The following is a 16,545-nucleotide window of genomic DNA, read 5'->3' on the forward strand; positions in this document are numbered from 1 at the left end:
CACTCGCCCGCACCGGGGGTCTACGACTTCACCGGCGTCCGCGACATGGACCGCGTGCTCGACCTCGCCGCCGAGGCGGGGCTGTACGTCATCGCGCGGCCCGGGCCGTACATCAACGCCGAGGTCACCGGCGGCGGCTTCCCGGCGTGGCTGAACACGCAGGCCGGGCGGGCCCGCAGCGACGCGCCGGACTACCTGGCCGCGGCCGACGAGTGGCTGACCGCGATCGACCGGATCATCGCCCGCCACCAGTACACCGACGGCCGCGGCTCCGTGGTCCTCTACCAGATCGAGAACGAACTGGCCGCCACCGGCGTGGCCCAGCAGAACTACATCGCCCACCTCTACGACAAGGTACGGGCCGACGGCATCGCCGTCCCGATCTTCCACAACGACAAGGGCCGCAACGGCATCTGGGTGCCACCGGGCTCCGGCGTGCCCGGCACCGTGCCGGGCAAGGTCGACCTCTACGCCTTCGACGGCTACCCGGGCGGCACCTGCCGGACCGACGCGACGCCGGGCAGCCCGAACGCCGCGCCGGACTGGGGCCTCTACGGGCCGGGCGGGGCGAAGGGCGGCGCGAGCGCGTCGCCGGACACACCCGGGTTCGTCGCCGAGTTCGGTGGCGGGTGGTTCGACTACTGGGGCAGCAACGGCACCTACCCGTGCACCGCGGTCCGGCAGGGACCGGGCTACGAGCGGGTGTTCTACGGCACCAACCTGGCGAACGGCCTGACCATCCAGAACTTCTACATGACCTTCGGCGGCACCTCCTGGGGCCGGCTCCCGGCACCGGTGGTCTACAGCTCCTACGACTACGGCGCGGCGATCGACGAAGGACGTCAGCTGCGGCCGAAGGCCCTGACGATGAAGGAGCTGGGCTCGTTCCTGGCCACCGTCCCGGACCTGGCCAAGATGGACCGCGGGGCGCCCGTGACGCCGTCGTCGGCCGCGGTGAAGGTCTACCACAACGTCAACCCGGACACCGGGGTGCACTTCTACCTGCCGGTGCATTCGCCGTCCAGCGCGACGACGGACGACGCCTTCACCTTCCCCCTGTCCACAGCGGACGGTGACTACACGGTGCCGGTCCGGCTGACCGGTCAGGACGCCAAGTACCTGGTGGCGAACTTCGACGTCGCCGGTCAGCACCTGGTGTACTCGACGTCGGAGCTGATGGCCCAGGCCGCCGGTACCGTGCTGCTGCACGGCCGGCCGGGGGAGGACGGCGAGACGGTGCTGCGGTACGCGACGCGGCCGCGCGTCGACGTCCTCTCCGGGGACGTCACGACGACCTGGACCGGGAACGACCTGCGCCTGGGTTACCGCCACGACGGGCTCGCGCGGGTCCGGATCAGCGGCGGCGGCCGCCCGGCCGTCACGCTGCTGCTCGCCGACGACGCCACCGCCGACACGTTCTGGCCGGTCTCCGGCCTGCTCGTGCGCGGGCCGGATCTGGTGCGCACGGCCGAAGGCGGCCGGTGGACCGCGCTCACCGGGGACACGAAGGCGCCGCGGGACCTCGAGGTGTGGGGCGCCCGCGGCCCGGTGGTCCTCTGGAACGGGATCCCGGTGCCGATGCGGCCCACCGCGTCGGGCAGCCTGCTCGCCTTCCGGCCGCTGCCCGGACCCGCCGACCCGCGGCTGCCCGAACTCACCGGCTGGCGCGCGGCCCCCGGCTCCCCGGAGGCGGAACCCGGGTACGACGACTCGGCCTGGCCGGCCGCGGACCGGACCACGACGCACAGCACCACCCCGCCGCCGGCGGGGCAGCCGGTGCTGACGGCCGACGACTACGGTTTCGGCACCGGCGACGTCTGGTACCGCGGGCGGTTCACCGGAACGCCGGGGGAGCAGCTCAGTCTCCGCTACGGCGGCGGGGGCGCCGGGCTGCTCCAGGCGTGGCTGGACGGGCAGTACCTCGGCCAGCACGTCCTGCCGTCCGCGCTGGCCGCGCCGCCGACGACCGGCACCGCGGCGTTCACGGTGCCCGAAGGGCTGCGCGGCGACGGCCCGCACGTGCTGTCGGTGATGGTGCGGAACAACGGCCACAACCAAGACGGCGGCGTCAACGACGCGCACAAGGAGGGGCGCGGGTTGATCTCCTCGTCGCTGACCGGCGTGGCGTGGAAGATCCAGGGCGGGACGGCGGACCCGGTGCGCGGTCCGCTGAACAGCGGCGGTCTCGCCGGCGAACGTGCGGGCTGGCACCTGCCGGGCTTCCCGGACCGCACCTGGGCTCCGGCGGAAGTCCCCGCGGCGACCGCTTCGCCGGGCACGACGTGGTACCGCACGACGTTCTCGCTGCGGGTCCCCCGGGGACAGGACACGTCGGTGGGCCTGACGATCGGGGACCCGGCCCGGCCCCGGTCCGGCGGCCACTACCGGGTGCTGGTCTTCCTCAACGGCTGGAACGTCGGCCAGTACATCGGGGATGTCGGCCCGCAGCACACGTTCGTCCTGCCGGACGGGCTTCTCGACCCGCACGGCCGCAACACCCTCGCACTGGCGGTGACCAGCGAAGGCGGGCCGGGCAACGGCCTGGAACGGGTCGCGCTCACCGACCTCGGGTCGGCCCGGGGCGGCGTCCCGGTCCGGCCGGTCTCCTCACCGGCCTGGCACCCCCGCCCGTAACTCCGGTGCCGTGCGCAAGGCCTTGGTGCGGGCGCGGGCTTTTCAGCCGTCCGTGGCGGACGGAAGAGGCCCGCGTTTGGTTCCGGCGGAGCGGGGGTAGGAAGTGATCACCTGCAGCCGACACCGCGTGGAAGGAGCCCTCCATGAGTGCCCACGACCTGTCCTCCCTGCTGCTGACCGCGACGACCGCGGAGCCCCGGCCGGGGACGCTGCGGGTCACGGTCACCGGTGAGATCGACATGGCCACGCGGCCGCGCTTCGACGAGGAACTCGACCGGGCCGTGGCCGCCTTGCCGCAGCGGCTGGTCGTCGACCTGCTGGGGGTCGGCTTCTGCGGCGTGACGGGCGTGGCCTCGCTGGGCCGGCTGCGGGCCCGCTGCGCCGACGCCGGCATCGACCTGGTGCTGAAGCCGTCCGGGGTCGTGCGGCGCGCACTGGAGCTCGCCGCGGTCGCCCCGCTGTTCCGGCTGGAGGGCCGGCAGGAGCAGCTCATCGCCCGGTGACCGGCGGTCCGGTGAACGTCCGGGCCTCCTCCTCGGCCGCGGCCAGCTCACGGTCCGCGGCCGCGGCGTCGCCCGGTCCACCGCGGCGGAGCAGGGCTTCGGCGTGGCGGCGGCGGGAGAAGACCACCGCCGGCCAGTGGGCCAGGGCGAGGTTGTGCCGGACGGCGGCTCGCAGGTGCGTCACGGCCCGGTCCGGGTCGCCGGCCGTCAGGGCCGTCGTGCCCAGCGGGTGGTGGACGGAGCCGAAGCAGGCGACGGCCAGGCTCGCCATCACGGGCAGGTGCGCGAACGGCTCCAGCAGCTCGTGGATCCGCGCCGCCGTGGCGCGGTCGTCCAGCAGGTACGCGGTTTCCGCGGCGCCGGACAGGGAAGTCAGCCACGTGCTCGACCGCGGCAGCGCCCCCGGGTCGTCGCCGCACAGCCGCGCCAATGCCCCCGCCGCCGTGCGCCGGTCCCCGGCCGACGCGGCGGCCACCGCCAGCGCCGCGTAGTACGAGTTGTCGATCGGGCTCAGCGTCGGCGAGTGCATCAGCCCGTCCAGCACCGGCACGAGTTCGCCGAGCCGGCCCTGGAACCAGCGGATCGCCACCAGCTGGGCGCCGTACCAGCCGAGCGCGTCGGCATCGCCCGCGGCCTGCCCGAGCTCGGCGCAGGCCTGCGCACCGGTTTCGGCCTCGCGGAACCGGCCGGCACGGATGGCCAGCATCACCCGGAGCGCGTCGGCCACGAACCCCGCCGCCAGGTGCTTCCGCGCGGCCAGCAGGTCTTCGAGCTCGCCGAGCCGCCGTTCGGCGTGCGGGTCCGCGGCCAGGAAGAGGTCGACGGTGTCCCACAGCACGCCCATCACCAGGTCGGTGCGCCGCCCCGAACGGCCGCTCACGCCGACGAGTTCCGTCGCGAGCTCGCGCCGCACCCGGGTGTGGTCCGGGCCGAGCAGGCAGTGGTGGGCCAGGCTCAGCGCTTCGGCGTGCGAGACCGGATCGCCGGCTGCCCGCGTCCGGTCGGCCGCGGCCAGGATCCGGTCGTGCGTGCCCTGTTCGTAGTCCAGTTCGGCCGCGAGCCGGGCCTGGAGCCGGTGGCCGAGCGTCGAGGCGGGATCCACCCGCTCCAGCGCGTACCGCAGCCGCGTCAGCAGCGACGCCGACGCGGCGGCCGTCCGGTGCTCGTGCACCCACAGCCCGCCCAGGCCGAGGGCCGCGCGGGCGAGCGCGTCGGCGTCCCCGGCCCGCTCCGCCCGGAGGTAGGCGGTTTCGAAGTGTTCCCGGCCGGTCCGCAGGTCGCCGTCCTCGAGCAGGGCGTGCTCGCCCGCGGCGAGCGCGTCGTCCGGGGCGGTCGCCACGGCCGCGGCCCGGGCCGCGAGCAACGCCGGGTCGTGGGCGAGCACCCGGCGGTGCACCTGCGCCAGCACCGGTGAGGGCTCCACCCCGGCTGCGGTGATCAGGCCGTGCCGGGCCCGGCGGAACGCTTCGAGCGCGTCGCCTTGGCGTCCGGCCCGGTAGAGCGCCGTCATCAGCTGCGCCCACAGCCGTTCGTGCCCGGGGTACGCGGCGGTCAGCGCCTCCAGCTCGGCGATCAGCCCGGTGTCTTCGCCGGTCGCGAGGTCGGCGTCGATCCGGTCCTGGACGGCGTTGTGGCGGAGCCGGTCGAGCCGCATCCCTTCCGCGGCCAGGCTTTCGACGGCGCCGAACTCCTCGTAGGCGTGGCCACGCCACAGGGCCAGCGCGGCAGCCAGGTGCTCCCGCGCGGCCGCCGGCCGGCCGGCGGCCAGTTCCCGCTGTCCCTCGGCGGCGAGCTGTTCGAACCGCGCGGCGTCGAGGGCCTGCGGTGCCAGGTGCAGGGCGTACCCCGGCGGCCGGGTCAGGATCAGCCCGGGATCCACCGCGCCGCGCAGCCGCGAGAGGTACGTCCGCACGGTGCGGTCGGCGTGCGCGGGCGCCCGCTCGCCCCACAGCGCCCGGCTCAGCGCGGGGACGCTGACCACGCGGCCCGCTTCCGCCGCCAGTACCGCCAGCAGGATCCGCAGCCGCGGGCCCCCGACGTCCCGCGGCTCGCCGTCCAGCCGCACTTCGAACGGTCCCAGCACCTCGAAGTACACCCCGTCCACCCCGCCCATGCCCGCCCCTCCGCGACGCGGTATCCCGCGCGCTCCGGCGTACAGGAGCGCGCCGGGCGCCCCGGGATACGTCCTACGCCCGGTTGAACGTCCGTCGACGAATTGTCGACGGATTGTCGCCGGGCGCTGCCAGGCTCGGCAGCCGCGGACCGGAGAGGTCCGCAGCCACCGGTTCTTCGGGAGGAAGTCCATGAAACGCACGATTCGAGGTCTCGCACCGGTTCTCGCCGCCGCGGCGACGGGGACGGCGGTGCTGATGGCGGCTCCGGCGGCCCAGGCCGCGCCGGCGCACGGCGCGGCGGTGCTCGAGGTGAAGAGCGCGACCTGGGGTCAGCTGCACGTCGGCGACTGCCAGCAGGACAACGGGACCATGGTGATCCGGTCGGACGGCACGGGCGACTGGAGCGCGACCACGCTGACCTACCAGACCCACTCCGGCGACGTCTGGCACTCCGGCTTCGACTTCAAGACCACGGCCGGGACGAAGCTGTTCTCGGCGGGCACGTTCGACAGCCCGCGGATGAACGACGGCAACCCGCCGCCGCGCTACTTCTGGAGCAAGCACTTCACCTACGACGCGGCGCTGTTCGGCGCGGTCGACATCTTCAAGACCATCCAGCACTCGAACTGCTGACCGGGGGGAGAGAACCGCCCTGGGCCCCGGTGCGCGGGGCCCAGGGCGGTGCCGGCTTTCAGCTGATCGGCACCGTCGCGGTGCAGGACGCCGCGCCGTTGTCGAACGTCGTCGATGCCGTGCCCATGGAGGTGACCGGCACGGTGGTGGCCGCCGGCATCGTGAAGGTGGTACTCCCGGTCGTCGCCGACGACTGGGAGTACACCGTGTGCGTCGTCGATCCGCTGCGGTAGGAAATCCGCAGGGACACCGTGCCCGCGACGTCGCCGATGTACGGCCCCGACGTGGTGTACCCGCCGAGCATGCGGTGGTCGCCGCCGACGGTCTCGTACCGGAGGGTGAACGTGCCGCTGAACCCGCCCGCGTGGCAGAGGGCCGTCCGCTGGACGATCGTGGCCGCTTGCGCCGGGCTCACCAGCACCGTCGCGCCGGCCAGCACGGCCACCAGCGCGGCCTTCACCGCAGTCTTCATCTTCTTCCTCCCACTCGCGTCGCCCGTCATCCTGCCCGGTCCCGCTTCCGTTCCGCTTCCCTTCACGCGGTGGTGCGCACCAGGTGGACCGGGCAGGCGGCGTGGTGCAGGAGGGCCTGCCCCGTGGAGCCGAGCAGCAGGCCCGGGAACCCGCCGCGGCCGCGGTCGCCGAGGACGACCAGCTGAGCGGTGCCGCTGCGCTCGAGGAGTTCCTTCCGCGGGTGGGCGTGGACCACGATCTGCTCGACCACGACGTCACCGGTGTCGTGGGCCTGGACCCGCTCGTCGAGCAGCCGGCGCCCGGCCTCGGTGACGCACCGCGGGTCCCGGTGCGGTGGCGGGCTGTCGGCCCAGGCGTGCAGGACGAGCAGCGGTGCGCGGCGGGCGCGGGCTTCGGCGAGGGCGGTCGCCAGCACCCGCGCGCCGGCTTCGCTGCCGTCGATGCCGGTGACGATCGGCCGCGCGGCCGCGCCGGGCTCGTCCCAGGTGTCTCCGCGGACGACGACGGTGTCGCAGCGGGCGTGGGTGCCCACGGCGGCGGCGACCGACCCCGCGAGCAGGCTGGTGAGCCTGCCGTGCCCGGCCGACCCGACGACGAGCAGCGCGGCCGAGCGCGAGGCCCCGATCAGCGCCTGGGCGGCGCGGTCGGGATCGAGCCGGGTGACCGCGTCCGGTACGCCCTGCGCGGCGGCGAGCTCCTGCGCGGTCCGCAGCGCGCGCCGCCCCCGGGCACGCAAGGCGTCCACCATCTCCTCCGGCGGTGGCACGACCCCGCCCGCGAGCAGGGCCGGGACGTCGAGGGCGTGCACGATCTCCAGCGGCGCCGCCCGCAGGCGGGCGGTCCGCGCGGCCCAGCGGACGGCGTCGAGCGACTCGGCCGACCCGTCCACCCCGGCAACGATCGGCGATCCGGCGGCGGCGGTCATCCTCAAGACTGTAGGCGCGCGCGGTCGCGGGCGGGGCCGTTGTGAATGTCCGAGGCGGCGTGCGCCGCTGAGCAGGCCGTTCGTCGCGTCGGGTAGACCGGGGCCGCTGGTGGTCGAGGACTCGGGCCCGGCCCCCGGCGGTCGCCGCCCCACCGCCGCCCCCGCGGTCAGCACGGCGCGACCACCACATCGTCTTCGGTGGCTCGCGTGCACGCGCCGGGGATCTTCCGAAGAGGTCCGCCAAGGCCGGCTCGACGCCGCGCTGGTCGGCCTGCCCGAGGCCGACCTCGCCGGGCTGGCCGTGCTGCGGGTCGAGACGCGGCCGTTCGTCGCCCTGCTGCCGTCGGCTCACCGGCTGGCGGCGCGGCGCGCGGTCCGGCTCGCCGACCTCGACGGCGAATCCTTCATCGACCTGCCACGAGGGTTCGGCAACCGCGTCGTCCTGGACCGGGCTTTCGACGCCCTCGGTGCGCCGCGGCGGGTCACGGTCGAGGTCGCCGACCGGCGTACGGTGGCCGGCTACGTCCGGGCCGGGCTCGGTGTCGCGGTCGTCCCCGACACGCCCGCGCCGGACGAGCCGGACGTCACCGTGCTGCCGCTGGCCGGTGCCGGGCTGGACTGGCCGCTCAACCTCATCACCGCGAGTGCCAAGCCGCCGAGCCGCGCGCTGCGGACGCTGCTCGACCTCATCGCGGGGACCGACGATATTTGAACGTGTTCAACTCTTCCGGTATGGTGGGTGCGGGGCGGAGCCGAAGGGGGATCCATGAAGGTCGTGATACCGGGTGGCACGGGCCACCTGGGGCGGGTGCTGAGCCGCGCGCTGGCCGGAGACGGGCACGAGGTCGTCGTGCTGACCCGGCGGGAGACCGGGCCCGAGCCGGGGGTGCGGTACATCCGGTGGGACGGGCGCAGCGCCGGGCCGTGGACCCGGGAGATCGACGGCAGCGACGTCGTGGTCAACCTGGCCGGCCGGTCGGTGAACTGCCGGTACACCCGGGCGAACCTGCGGGAGATGATGAACTCGCGCGTCGACTCAGCGCGCGTCGTCGGCGGCGCGATCGCCCGCGCCGCGCGGCCGCCGCGGGTCTGGCTGCAGATGAGCACGGCGACGATCTACGCCCACACCCACGACGTCCCGAACGACGAAACCACCGGCGTCCTCGGGGGTGACGAGCCGGACGTGCCCGCGTACTGGGCCTACAGCGTCGACATCGCCAAGGCGTGGGAGCGCGAGCAACAGCTGGCCGCCACCCCGCACACCCGCAAGGTCGCGCTGCGGACGGCGATGGTGATGAGCCCGGAACCCGGCGGCGCGTTCGAAATGCTGCTGCGCCTGGCCCGGCTGGGGCTGGGCGGCCCGGTCGCGGGCGGCGCGCAGTACCTGTCGTGGATCCACGAGGACGACCTGCTCCGGGCGATCGACTTCCTCGTCGCGCGCGACGACCTGAGCGGGCCGGTGAACCTGGCGGCTCCGGAACCGCTGCCCTACCGCGACTTCCTGCGCGCGTTGCGGGCGGCCGCGGGGGTGCCGTTCGGCCTGCCGGCGACGAGGTGGCTGGCGGAGATCGGAGCGTTCCTGCTCCGCAGTGACACGGAGTTGCTGCTGAAGAGCCGCCGCGTGGTGCCGGGACGGCTGCTCGCAGCGGGGTTCGCGTTCGACCACCCGGACTGGCCCGCGGCCGCCGAGGACCTGGTGCACCGGACGAAGGGTCCACTGAGGACGGTCCACTGAGGACGGTCAGCTGAGGACGGTCCACTGAGGACGGGCAGCTGAGGACGGTCAGCTGAGCCCGGTGTCGTTGTCCCGCAGCCGGCGCAGCATGAGGGCGAGGTGCAGCCGGAACCGGCCGGCGGGGGAGTCGACGTCGAAGCCGAGGACGGCTTCGGCGCGGGCGAGCCGGGCGGGCATCGTGCTGTGGTGGCGGTGCAGCACCGCCGCGGCCTTGCGTGCCGACCCCGTCGCGCACAGCGCGTCGAGCGCCGCCAGGGTGTCCTCGCCGTGGGGCTCGCCGGCCAGCCGGTCGAGCGCGCGGACGTCGGCCAGCTCGGCGAGGTCCGCCTGGCCGAGCTGGCCGTCGAGCGCGGCCAGGCCGCCGAGCCGCTCCCACCACACCACCGGCTCGGCGGCCGAGGTGAACCGCAGTGCGGTCCGGGCGGCCGCCCAGGAGCGGGCCACGTCGATGGCCGGCAGTTCCGGGCCGATCCCCGCCCGGCTGCCGTCCGGGAGCGGGCCGGGCCCCTCGCCGGTGGCCAGCACCGCCCGCACGCGGCCCAGCAGTGCCGACCGCCCGGCGAGCGCGTCGAGGCCGGTGCCCGCCAGCACGCGCAGCCGGGTCGCCGGGCCGACGCCGAGCAGATGCAGGGCCCGCGACCGCTCGGCCGTGCCGACGTCCTCGGACAGCACCAGCTCGACCAGGGCCGGGTCCCCGAGCTCGGGCCGCGGCACGCCGGAATGCTCCAGCAGGACCGCGGTGGCGATCGCGAACCGCTCCAGCAGCATGTCGTCGAGCGGGAGCGGCGGGCCGGCCCGGGCCACCCACACCACCACCCCGCCTTCGAGCTCGCGCGTGGCGGCTCCCGCGGGCGCCGGTCCGGGCGTCACGACGTCCGCTCCGGCGGCCGCGCGCAGGGACAGGCCCTGGCCGGGCGCGTGTACGCCGACCGGGCAGCCGGCGAGCTCGGCCGTGCTGCGCACCAGGGCGTCCAAGCCGGCGCGGCCGGTGATCAGGCGGTCGAAGAACCCGATCACGCGCACGGCGTTCTCGGCATCGGCGTCGAGCCCGGACAGCCGCAGCAGCAGGCCTTTCATGCCGTCACGATAGGCGCGCCCGCCGCCGGATGGCGAGCTCCGGCCCGGCAACGCCCGCCGCGTGGCGGTGGCCGGGGTCACGGCCGGCGGCCCATCATCGAACCATGACCTACGCGATCGATCCCGAGCTGGTGCCCTGGCTGGACATGCTGCCGGCGGTGACCCTGACCGACCACGAGTCCCTGCTGGCCGCGCGGTCCTCGCTGGCGGAACTGGGGAACATCCTCCCGGCCTACGAGCCGGTGAACCCCGTCGACGTCCGGGACACGGCCGTCCCCGGCCCGTCCGACGCGCCCGAGGTGCCGGTGCGCGTCTACTCGCCGGGCGACCGCACGGATGCCGTGCCCGGCCTGCTCTACATCCACGGCGGCGGGTTCGTCATGGGCGACCTGGACATGTTCGACGCGCAGCTGGTCCGGCTGGTCGACGAGCTGGGGATCGTCATCGTCTCGGTGGACTACCGCCTGGCGCCCGAGCACCCGTTCCCGGCGCCGGTCGAGGACTGCTACGCGGCCCTGATCTGGGTCGAGGCCAAGGCCGCCGAGCTCGGCATCGACCCGGCCCGCATCGGCGTGGCCGGCGAGAGCGCCGGCGGCGGCCTGTCGGCCGCGGTGGCGCTGCTGGCCCGCGACCGCGGTGGCCCCACGCTGTGCTTCCAGTACCTCGGCATCCCCGAGCTGGACGACCGGCTGGACACGCCGTCGATGCAGGCCTACACCGACACCCCGGTCTGGAACCGGCCCAACGCGGTCTTCAGCTGGACCAGCTACCTCGGCACGACGCCGGGTGGCGCCGACGTCTCGCCCTACGCCGCCCCGGCCCGCGCGACCGACCTGGCCGGGCTGCCGCCCGCGTTCGTGACGACCTGCCAGTTCGACCCGCTGCGCGACGAGGGAATCCAGTACGCGCAACGGCTCGCGCACGCCGGCGTGCAGACCGAGCTCCGCCACTACCCGGGTACGTTCCACGGATCGGGGATGGTGGAGACCGCGGCGATCTCCCGCCGGATGTTCGCCGACGAGGCCGACGCGCTGCGCCGCGGCCTCCGGGTGAGCACCGGCTGAGTCAGGGCTTCGGCAGTTTCCCGGCCACGGCCCGGCCGAACGCCACCGCCGCGTCGCAGGCGCCGCCGCCGGTCTTCGTCGCGAGGATCCGGACGTGCTCCGCCTGCGTCGCGTCGAACCGGCGGTGGTTCCACGTCAGCGTGCAGCTGTCGCCGGCTTCGCGGCGGGTGCCGGTGACCCCGCCGAGGTCGGCCGGGGTGCCGGTCTCCGGAGCCACCGTCAGCTTCTCGAAAGTCAGCTTCAGCGACGTCGCGGCCGTCCACTCGCACTCGCGGAGCCGGGTGAGCACGACTTGGCGGACCGGGCCGAGGAGCTGCGCCGCGGCGGTCTTGTCGAGCACCGCGCACGGGTCCACCGCGAGCAGCGTGCCGGGCGGCAGGTCGTACGCGGCGCCGCCGCGGACGCGTTCGAGCACCTTGCCGAGCGTGGCCTTCGCCAGGCCGCACGTCTTGGCCAGCGCCGTCACGCCGAGCTCGGGCTGGGCGGGGAGCTGGATGCTCGCGTCGCACGTGCTGCCGCTGATCTCGGTGAACAGCACCGGCCTGCCGTCGAGGTCCTCGGCCGGCCGGCCGCCTTCGACGTAGATGCGGTCGCCCAGCTTGACGGAGATCGTCGCGCCCGACCGCGTCCGGTAGTCGCAGCGGTCGAAGTAGAGGGAGCCCCGGTCCGCGCGGAGCTTTCCCGCGTCGGGCACCGTCACGTCGTCCAGCACCTTGCAGGGGTCCGTGCGCCGCAGCGTCTCCAGGCTCGTCGGGTCGAGGTTCGCGCCCGGGGAGGCGGCGTCCGCGTCGGCGCCGGACACCTTCAGCGCGATCAGGCTGCCCGCCGCGAGCGCGGCGACGGCCGACAGCACCGCCACGACCGGCACCCAGCGGCGCCGCCGCGGCGGCGCGGGCACGGGCTGGGCCACCGGCCACGCCAGCGCGGTGCGGACGGCGGTGTCCTGCGACTCGATCAGCCGGTGCACGGCGTCCGGCCAGGGCCGGATCCCGGGCGCCACCGGGCCGAGGAAGTCGAGGATCCGCTGCGGCGCCGGCCGCCGGGCCGGGTCCTTGGCCAGGCACGGCTCGACGAGCGCGCGGATCTCCGGCGGCACCCCGGTCAGCTCGGGGACCGCGTGCACGACGTTGTAGAGCATCTGCGCCGTCGTCGAGCCGGTGAACGGGCCGTGCCCGGTCGCCGCCATCACCAGCAGGCCACCGAGGGAGAAGACGTCGCTCGCCGGGGTCAGCGGTCGGCTTTCGGCCTGTTCGGGGGACATGAACGCGGGCGAGCCGACGATGCCGCCGGTGCCGGTGAGCTCGGCGCCGCCCTCGGTGGCGCGGGCGATGCCGAAGTCGATCACCCGGGGCCCGTCGCCGGTCAGAAGCACGTTGCCGGGCTTGAGGTCCCGGTGGATCAGGCCGGTCCGGTGGATCTCGATCAGCGCGGTCGCCAGCCCGACGGCGAGCCGGCGGACCGCCTCGACCGGCAGCGGCCCGGTCGCTTCGACGGCTTCCTTGAGTGACGGTCCCGTGACGAACACCGAAGCGAGCCAAGGGGTTTCGGCGTCGGGATCGGCGTCCATGACCGCGGCGGTGAACGCGCCGGAAACCCGTTGCGACGCCTGCACTTCCTGCCGGAACCGGGCGCGGAAGCGGGGGTCGCGCGCGAACTCCGCGTGCACCTGCTTGAGCGCGACCAGCCTGCCGTCGGGGGCCACGCCGAGCAGGACGCGGCCCATGCCGCCCTCGCCGAGTTCGGCGACCAGGCGGTATTTCCCGGCGTGCCGGGCCTCGCCCGGCTCCAGCGGCTTCACGGCTTCGGCAGCCCGGAGCGGACCGCCTTGGCGAAGTCCTGCACCTGGCGGCAGGTCTGCTCGATGGTGAGCGTGCTGGCGGAAGTGGTGTAGCGGACGATGACGTTCTCCGAGGCTTCTTCGTCGACCGGCCGGTGCGGCCAGGTCAGGGTGCAGTCGACCTTCGCGGGGTTGATCTGGTCCGCGGTGAAGTACGCGGCGACGCCGCCGAGGTCGACGGTGCCGGCCGCGTCGTAGGAGTTCTCCTTCGCCGGGACGGGCGGGCGTCCGCGTTCGAGCGCCACGGAGATGTCGCCGCCCGCCGTCCAGCGGCATTCGTGCAGGCCGCGGGGTTCCACCTTGGTGATCGGCCCGGCGATCCGCTGCGCGGTCGCGGTGGCGACCAGGCCGCAGGGGTCGACCGGCGCGAGGCTCCCCGCCGGGAAGCCGGCGCTGCCGGCGCGGAGCCGGCCGACCGCTTCGGTGAGCGCGGTCTGTGCCGCGTCGCACGGTTTGGCGAACGTGCCCACCCCGACGTTGCCGGCTTCGACACCGATGGTGGCGGCCGGGCGGTCCACGATCGGCACCGAGGCCGTGCAGCCGCCGCTCTTCTCGTCGAGGCTCAGCGGCAGGCCGCCGAGCTCCCCGGCGGGCGTGCCGCCGGCGGCCACCGGGCCCCCGATCGTCAGCTCCATCCACTGGCGCTGCGGGGTCTCGAAGGTGCAGGAGAAGAGCTGGACGTCGACCTTCGGGGTGAGCTTCCCGATCCCGGGCACCGACGGCAGCACCTGGCACGCGTCGACGCCGCGCAGCTTGTCCGGGCCGAGCGGGTCGGGGTTCGGCGCGGACGTCGCCGGCACCGGGGGCGCGGCCGGGCTGCTCGCCGGAGCCGCGGTCGCGCCGCCGTCGCCGTTCAGCAGGGTCACGGCGGTGATCGCGCCGCCGACGACGACCACGGCCGCCGTCGCGGCGAGCGCGGCTCGCAGGCCGCGCCGCCGCGGCTTCGGCGGCTTGGCCACGACGGCCGCCACCTCGGCCTCCCGGCGCGCGATCAGGGCGTGCACGGCGGGCGGCCACGGGCGCTGGACCGGCGGCAGGGGCCCGAGGAACTCGAGCAGCTGCGCGGGCGTCGGCCGCCGGGCCGGGTCCTTGGCGAGGCACGGTTCGGCGAGGGCGCGGATCTCGGGCGGGAGAGCACGCAGGTCCGGGTGCGTGTGGACGACGTTGTACAGCGACTGCGGTGCCGACGCCCCGGCGAAGGGACTGCGCCCGGTGGCCGCGAGGACCAGCAGCGCGCCGAGGGAGAACACGTCGCTCGCCGGGGTCAGCGGCCGGCCGTCCGCCTGCTCCGGCGACATGAACGCGGGCGAGCCGAGGATGACGCCGGTGTGGGTCAGGTCGGTGCTGCCCTCGGCGGCGCGGGCGATGCCGAAGTCGATGACGCGCGGACCGTCGCCGGCGAGCAGGACGTTGCCCGGCTTGAGGTCCCGGTGCACCAGCCCGGCCCGGTGGATGCCGGTCAGCGCCGACGCCAGCCCGGCGGCCAGGTGCCGCACCGCGGTCGGCGGCAGTGGCCCGGTCGCGTCGACGGCCTCCTGCAGGGACGGCCCGGCGACGAACACCGAGGCGAGCCACGGCGTCGGCGCGTGCGCGTCGGCGTCCATCACCGCCGCCGTGTAGGCGCCCGACACCAGCCGCGAGACCTCGACCTCGCGGCGGAACCGTTCGCGGAACCCGGGATCGTGCGCGAACCGGCGGTGGACCTGCTTGACGGCGGCCAGCCTGCCGTCGGGGGCGACCCCGAGCAGCACCCGGCCCATCCCGCCCTCGCCGACCGCGGCGAGCAGCCGGTACCGCCCGGCCTGCGCCGGCTCACCCGCACCCAACGGCTCCACACCCACCTCCGCGGGCGATCGTAGAGCGTGGTGCCGCGCCGGTGGGCGGGAACGTCCCGGTCCGCCGCGGTTCGGGCCGGCGCGACGGAACCGGCCGGCCCGGACCGTCAGCCGGCCGGGGTGACGTCGATCAGCACCTTGCCGGTGACGCCCTCTTCCGAGGCGATGTGGGCCTTCGCCGTGTCGGAAAGCGGGAACCGGTGGACCGGCACACCGCGGTCTTCACCGAGCCGCAGCGCGCCGTCGGCCAGCGCCGCGGTGACGTCTTCGGCGCCGGCTCGCAGCTTGTCCGCGCCCACCGTGTAGAGCACCAGGAACTGGTACCGCGCGTTGAGCATCAAGTTCGGCCCGAAGTCCAGGGCCACGGTCCCGGTGCCCCGGTCGTCGCCGTAGACGGCGACCGTGCCGCGGGGACGCAGCACCTGGGGGTGCAGTCCCGCGTTGACCCCGGCCGCGACCTCCACGACGAGGTCGACGCCGTCGGGCGCGATCTCGCGGATCCGGGCGGCGAGCTCCGGGTCGGGGTAGCGGACCACGTGGTGGGCGCCGGCCGCCCGGGCGAGTGCGGCTTTCCCGTCGCTGCTGACGGTCGCGATCACGGTCGCCCCGGCCCAGCGGCCGAGCTGGATCGTGGCGTTGCCGACCGCCCCGGCACCGCCGCTGACCAGCACCGTGCGGCCGTCCAGCGCGCCGGGGCCGAGCCGGGTGGGCCCGTCCTCGGCGACGGTGAGCGCCCGGTGGGCGGTCAGCCCCGGGACGCCGAACCCGGCGCCTTCGTCGAAGCCGGCCCCGTCGGGCAGCCGGACCAGCTTCTCGGCGGGGAGCACCGTGTACTCCTGCGCGGTGCCGGACGACGGCCCGTGCGCGGCCGCGAGCAGCAGCCACACGCGGTCGCCGGGGGCGAAGCCGGTCACGTCCGGGCCGACCGCGTCGACCACGCCGGCGCCGTCCTGGTTGGGCACCGTTTCGGGGATTTCGGCGCCGGGTTCGGCGCGCAGGCCGCTGCGTGCCTTCCAGTCGGTCGGGTTGACCGCGGACACCACGATCCGGACGCGGACCTCGCCGGGCCCTGGGTCCGCCGCGGCCCGGTCCGACAGCGACAGCACCTCGGGTCCGCCGTGACGGCGGTAGACGACTGCTTTCATGCCGGGTGCAATCCGCGGCGGGCCCGCGATATTCCCGGGACCCGCGGAAATGCGCGACGGGAAATCGTTTTTCGGCCGCGGAAAGGGAGAAATCCGCGCGGTGCGGGGTGATCCCCCGGCCGGGCGATTTTCGGAGTTGGCGGAGCGGAATCGGCGGCCGTCGCAGAAACTGGGCGCGTGGGAGAGGAAAAGCGCACCCCGGGGGAAGAGGAGCCGGGGCTCGACGACGGTGAGCCGACGCCGATCTTCGACGCCGTGTTCACCGCGACGCGCGCGCAGGCGAATGCGCCGGATCCGGCGCTCGAGCCGGGGAAAACCGGCCCGTGAGCGGACGCCGGAACGGCGGTCGGCGCGCCGACGTGCAGCAGGTTATTCGACATTCGCGACGAACATGTAGCATCTCGGGTGCTCGAACACCCGTGACCGAGGAGTGGTAGGTGGCTGGCGTCGTCAACAGCTTGATCGCTGCCGAACACGCGGCGGGAGCGTCGATCTCGGAGCTCGCCGAGCGCTGGGGGATCGACCCGCGCCAGGTGGTCGAGCGGATCTCGGCGGCCACCGGCTCCTGAA

At 75.0% G+C, this 16,545-nt stretch carries 15 protein-coding genes; 8 read left to right on the forward strand and 7 right to left on the reverse strand.

The genetic code is table 11. The features are described from left to right. Positions 1-2,634, forward strand: a 2,634-nt coding sequence (locus AB0M80_RS35730; RefSeq protein ID WP_364573781.1) for a beta-galactosidase, incomplete at its 5' end; no start/stop codon positions are given. 143 nt (positions 2,635-2,777) lie between these two features. Next, positions 2,778-3,137 (forward strand): STAS domain-containing protein, encoded by a 360-nt coding sequence (locus AB0M80_RS35735; RefSeq protein WP_364573783.1) that lies wholly within the window; start codon positions 2,778-2,780, stop codon positions 3,135-3,137. Here the strand turns inward: AB0M80_RS35735 and AB0M80_RS35740 are convergent. Continuing rightward, positions 3,124-5,250 carry an AfsR/SARP family transcriptional regulator gene (locus AB0M80_RS35740; protein WP_364573785.1) on the reverse strand — a complete coding sequence of 709 codons (2,127 nt, stop codon included), beginning with the start codon at positions 5,248-5,250 and terminating at the stop codon, positions 3,124-3,126. The two genes, AB0M80_RS35735 and AB0M80_RS35740, sit on opposite strands and share 14 nt — an antisense overlap. Positions 5,251-5,440: 190 nt before the next feature. Between AB0M80_RS35740 and AB0M80_RS35745 the strand changes: the two genes are divergently transcribed. Then, positions 5,441-5,884, forward strand: coding sequence for a DUF6294 family protein (locus tag AB0M80_RS35745; RefSeq protein WP_364573787.1), 444 nt, complete (start codon positions 5,441-5,443; stop codon positions 5,882-5,884). Between the two features lie 58 nt (positions 5,885-5,942). Here the strand turns inward: AB0M80_RS35745 and AB0M80_RS35750 are convergent, their stop codons facing one another. Both AB0M80_RS35750 and AB0M80_RS35755 read right to left on the reverse strand, forming a co-directional pair. After that, the gene (locus AB0M80_RS35750) at positions 5,943-6,356 is read right to left on the reverse strand and encodes a hypothetical protein (protein WP_364573789.1); all 414 of its coding nucleotides are present in this window, start codon (positions 6,354-6,356) and stop codon (positions 5,943-5,945) included. A 62-nt stretch (positions 6,357-6,418) separates the two neighbouring features. After that, positions 6,419-7,282 carry a universal stress protein gene (locus tag AB0M80_RS35755; RefSeq protein WP_364573791.1) on the reverse strand — a complete coding sequence of 288 codons (864 nt, stop codon included), beginning with the start codon at positions 7,280-7,282 and terminating at the stop codon, positions 6,419-6,421. 109 nt (positions 7,283-7,391) lie between these two features. Here AB0M80_RS35755 and AB0M80_RS35760 point away from each other — a divergent pair, with 109 nt between their 5' ends. Both AB0M80_RS35760 and AB0M80_RS35765 read left to right on the forward strand, forming a co-directional pair. Continuing rightward, positions 7,392-7,994, forward strand: coding sequence for a LysR substrate-binding domain-containing protein (locus AB0M80_RS35760; RefSeq protein ID WP_364573793.1), 603 nt, complete (start codon positions 7,392-7,394; stop codon positions 7,992-7,994). Between the two features lie 54 nt (positions 7,995-8,048). Continuing rightward, positions 8,049-9,017 carry a TIGR01777 family oxidoreductase gene (locus AB0M80_RS35765; RefSeq protein WP_364573795.1) on the forward strand — a complete coding sequence of 323 codons (969 nt, stop codon included), beginning with the start codon at positions 8,049-8,051 and terminating at the stop codon, positions 9,015-9,017. A 48-nt stretch (positions 9,018-9,065) separates the two neighbouring features. On the opposite strand, the gene AB0M80_RS35770 is transcribed toward AB0M80_RS35765, so the two are convergent. After that, positions 9,066-10,094, reverse strand: a complete 1,029-nt coding sequence (locus AB0M80_RS35770; protein ID WP_364573797.1) for a helix-turn-helix domain-containing protein — start codon at positions 10,092-10,094, stop codon at positions 9,066-9,068. A 104-nt stretch (positions 10,095-10,198) separates the two neighbouring features. On the opposite strand from AB0M80_RS35770, the gene AB0M80_RS35775 reads away from it, so the two are divergent. Further along, positions 10,199-11,158, forward strand: a complete 960-nt coding sequence (locus AB0M80_RS35775) for an alpha/beta hydrolase (RefSeq protein ID WP_364573799.1) — start codon at positions 10,199-10,201, stop codon at positions 11,156-11,158. A 1-nt stretch (position 11,159) separates the two neighbouring features. On the opposite strand, the gene AB0M80_RS35780 is transcribed toward AB0M80_RS35775, so the two are convergent. From AB0M80_RS35780 to AB0M80_RS35790, 3 genes are all read right to left on the reverse strand, one after another. After that, on the reverse strand, positions 11,160-12,956 hold the full coding sequence (locus tag AB0M80_RS35780) for a serine/threonine-protein kinase (protein WP_364573801.1): 1,797 nt from the start codon (positions 12,954-12,956) through the stop codon (positions 11,160-11,162). After that, complete coding sequence (locus tag AB0M80_RS35785; RefSeq protein WP_364573803.1) at positions 12,953-14,830, reverse strand: serine/threonine-protein kinase; 1,878 nt, start codon at positions 14,828-14,830, stop codon at positions 12,953-12,955. Before AB0M80_RS35785 ends, AB0M80_RS35780 begins: the two co-directional genes overlap by 4 nt. Before the next feature lie 107 nt (positions 14,831-14,937). Further along, entirely contained in the window at positions 14,938-15,975 is a 1,038-nt protein-coding gene (locus tag AB0M80_RS35790) for an NADPH:quinone reductase (protein ID WP_364573805.1), read from the reverse strand. A gap of 177 nt (positions 15,976-16,152) precedes the next feature. On the opposite strand from AB0M80_RS35790, the gene AB0M80_RS35795 reads away from it, so the two are divergent. Both AB0M80_RS35795 and AB0M80_RS35800 read left to right on the forward strand, forming a co-directional pair. After that, positions 16,153-16,302 carry a hypothetical protein gene (locus AB0M80_RS35795; RefSeq protein ID WP_364573806.1) on the forward strand — a complete coding sequence of 50 codons (150 nt, stop codon included), beginning with the start codon at positions 16,153-16,155 and terminating at the stop codon, positions 16,300-16,302. Positions 16,303-16,412: 110 nt separating this feature from the next. Then, positions 16,413-16,544 carry a hypothetical protein gene (locus AB0M80_RS35800; RefSeq protein WP_364573808.1) on the forward strand — a complete coding sequence of 44 codons (132 nt, stop codon included), beginning with the start codon at positions 16,413-16,415 and terminating at the stop codon, positions 16,542-16,544. Position 16,545: the final 1 nt, after the last annotated feature.

Source organism: Amycolatopsis sp. NPDC051045, from assembly GCF_040682955.1.
Classification (GTDB): Bacteria; Actinomycetota; Actinomycetes; order Mycobacteriales; family Pseudonocardiaceae; genus Amycolatopsis.